Origin of the sequence: Mesorhizobium sp. M0140, assembly GCF_040322475.1 — a bacterium.
Lineage (GTDB): Bacteria > Pseudomonadota > Alphaproteobacteria > Rhizobiales > Rhizobiaceae > Mesorhizobium.
In genome coordinates, this window is sequence record NZ_JAMYTM010000073.1 from 1 (window position 1) to 2,992 (window position 2,992).

Genomic DNA, 2,992 nt, shown 5'->3' on the forward strand with positions numbered 1-2,992 from the left:
TCGCATGCCTATTCCTGCTACGGTACGATCGGCGAGGCTAAGGTGCGAATCGGTTTTCGGCCGTGTGGCTAGTCGTCGCATGGTACCCGCGGCGGGTTCCAGCCCGCACACGCCGATCCTCCGCGACTATGCACGCCCGGGGCCCCAGTTCAGCCGGCGGGAAGGCCACCCCATCGCAGCAAATATGCCTGCGGCGCTTCGAGCACGCTCATGTCCTCATGTCGTGCTCGGCGGCGAGAGCTTCGTCGCCCTGGCGAAAGGCCTGCAGAGTATGCGCTGTTCCGGTGGTACCTTTCACGCGTAGATGTAAGAAACGGTGTTAGAGGCCTGGTGGTAAGCGGTGTTCTCAGGCCGCGGCCTTGATCTCGGGCTCGATGATGTGGGCCCAAGGCGCAGGTCGTCGATCTGGCTGTTGGGGTGGCCCTTGACGATCCTGGTGAGCACGTCGGCGAGATAGCCGAGCGGTTCAACGCTATTGAGTTTGCAGGTTCGATCGGCGAAGCGACGACGGCCCAATGCTCCGCGCCGCCGTCGGAAGCCGCGTCATAATGCCGGGAATCCGGCGTTCGACGTAGTCGTGACCTATCCATTCCACCCGCTGGTTGGGCAGACCGTTCTTGTGGTCGGCGAGCATTCGGCAACGATCGCGTCGCTGATCGAGACATGCAAGCTCAATAGCGTGGAGCCTCACACCTAACTCGACGTGATCGCTCGGATCGTCGCCGGCCATCCACAAAGCCAGATCGCCGATCTGCTGCCTTGGGCCTACAGACCCATGCAGCTCAAGGCGTGCCCTGAGAACAGCGCATGCCCTGCAGAAGGCGCTGTGGTCGCTCGGCTAGGCCCCGCGAGCATCGCAGCGACAGCCTCTCGCCGGCATTCCGCAACCTGGACCAACGCCCGGGGGGACCTGACGCGTCGCTACGACGATTTGTGCGGCCCACTACGGCATGAGCAACAATCGCGGCGTCGCGCATGAGGACGGCTCCATCGAAGGCCCGCACGCCCATCTCAAGCGGGCGATCGACGACGCGGCTCTGATGAGAGGACCCAGCGATTTCGGCGATCTTGCCTGCTACCGCCGCTTCGTGGACGAGATCGTCAGCCGTGTGAACGCCCGCAATTCCAAGCGCAACGAAATCGAGCCAGGAACTGCCCGTCCGGCTCACATCCGACTTCGAGGAGGTCACCGTGCGCGTCACCTTATCAGGCGGCTGCGGCGACACGCTGTTGCGCATGTTCCGGGCTGCCGAGTTCGAGCTGCCGAAAGCCCCCTGCGTGGTCGGCATCGACGACTGGGCCTGGCGCAACGAGCAACGCTGCGGCACGATCCTGCGATCTGGAACGCGGCCGCATTCTCGAACTCTTGCCTGACCGCAATGCCGACACGGTTGCATCCTGGCTCGAACGTCACCGGCGAATTGAGATCGTCGCTCGCGACCGCGCCGGTGTTTACGCGGATGGCGCCCGGCGTGGCTCCGTCCAGCACCGCCGGTAACCAAAACGTTGCAACAGAGTCTTCGACTAAATTTACGAAATCTTTGCGATCGCCAACCGCTGACAATGGTACCTTCACCACAAAGTCTGAGGTCAGGAACGAACAAAAGCTGTCGCCTGGTAACCCTCAGACCGCGCACAGCACGCAACGGAGGTTAACCCCTATGGCAAGAAGAGCGCTCATCCTGGTTGAAGGCACAAGGAGCAATGGTCCGCTATACGTCCAGGCGGCCCAGCGTCTTGGTCTTCGTCCAATTACCCTGTCGGCTAATCCAGCTCAGTACGACTATCTTGCGGCGGAAGGCATTGAGGCAATCTGTGTCGATACTGACAATCTAGATGCACTGATCCGCGAATGTTCCGGGCTGGGTGCTACGTATGACATTGCTGGCATTACATCCGCCACGGAGTCGTTTTATGCGACAGCCGGCAAGCTCTGCCGGCATTTTGGTCTACCCGGACCGAACCCTGAATTCGTGGAACGATGCTGCGACAAATTCGCTCAACGTCAGCTCCTTGCTGAAAGTGGCGTACCAATACCTGCCTATCGCGTGGCAGCTAATGCGACGGAGGTTGAAAGCTCTGCGGCCGAGATCGGCCTGCCGGTGATTGTTAAGCCAGCCGTAGGCATAGGCAGCAGCGGTGTTCGATTGTGCCGCAATGTTGACGAGGTAGCCGAACATACGATCTATTTGTTTGGCGGGAAGCACAAATGGCGGTCTTCGCCGAGGATACTGGTCGAAGAATTCGCACAAGGCCCCCATTATATCGCGCATACAATGGGAAATGAAGTCATTGGGATTGAGGCCGCTGACTTCGACTGCCCACCGCATTTCGTCTTTCGTGAGGGCATCTTTCCGGCCCCGCTGGCTGACGACGAGTATAAACGTATCGCCGATGTTTCGCTGGGCTGTCTGCCAGCTCTCGGCCTTGGCTGGGGGCCAACAGCCATCGAACTCCGGTGGACGAAGCTTGGCCCAGTCGTCATTGAAGTCAATCCGCGTCTTGCTGGCGGTTGTGAATCGGTTCACCTAGCTTACGGTGTCGATCTCATCACGGAGCACATCAAGCTTGTCATCGGCGACAAATACGATTTGCGCAGAAGGCACTCGCACACTGCGGCCTGGCGGTGCCTAAATCCTGATCGCGATGGCATCCTCGATTGGATCGATGGCGACAGTCGGGCAGCTGCTGTACCAGGTGTCGCCCGGGTCAAATTGCATGTTGAACCCAAGACGGCTATCGTTAGGAAAGGCGATTACCGAGACAGTATGGGATATGTCATCGTTGTTTCACCCAGCCGTGCTCGAACCGAAGCGATACTTCAGCGTGCCGTCGACTTAATCGATTGGTCGATCACACCATTTTCCGACTCTTCGCGAATAGGAAACAATCTGAATCGGACGTCTATCTAGGCTCAGGACTCATTGATTGAGCCAGAAGATGACGGTGGCTGCGATGCAGATGGCAGACATGAAGGTGTGCGCACAGCGGT

Annotated in this window: 1 protein-coding gene and 3 pseudogenes; 3 read left to right on the top strand and 1 reads right to left on the bottom strand. The window is 59.3% G+C overall.

Annotated features, from left to right (window positions below; translation table 11 throughout):
• Positions 1–346 precede the first annotated feature (346 nt).
• Positions 347–542 (bottom strand): annotated as a pseudogene (locus NKJ37_RS31835) (transposase domain-containing protein); the annotation flags it as partial.
• 86 nt (positions 543–628) lie between these two features.
• Here NKJ37_RS31835 and NKJ37_RS31840 point away from each other — a divergent pair.
• The 3 genes and pseudogenes from NKJ37_RS31840 to NKJ37_RS31850 form a co-directional block, all read left to right on the top strand.
• A pseudogene (locus NKJ37_RS31840) lies at positions 629–769 on the top strand (transposase domain-containing protein); the annotation flags it as partial.
• 34 nt (positions 770–803) lie between these two features.
• A pseudogene (locus NKJ37_RS32060) lies at positions 804–1,242 on the top strand (IS21 family transposase); the annotation flags it as partial.
• A 419-nt stretch (positions 1,243–1,661) separates the two neighbouring features.
• Positions 1,662–2,912 (top strand): ATP-grasp domain-containing protein, encoded by a 1,251-nt coding sequence (locus NKJ37_RS31850; protein ID WP_352776433.1) that lies wholly within the window; start codon positions 1,662–1,664, stop codon positions 2,910–2,912.
• Positions 2,913–2,992: the final 80 nt, after the last annotated feature.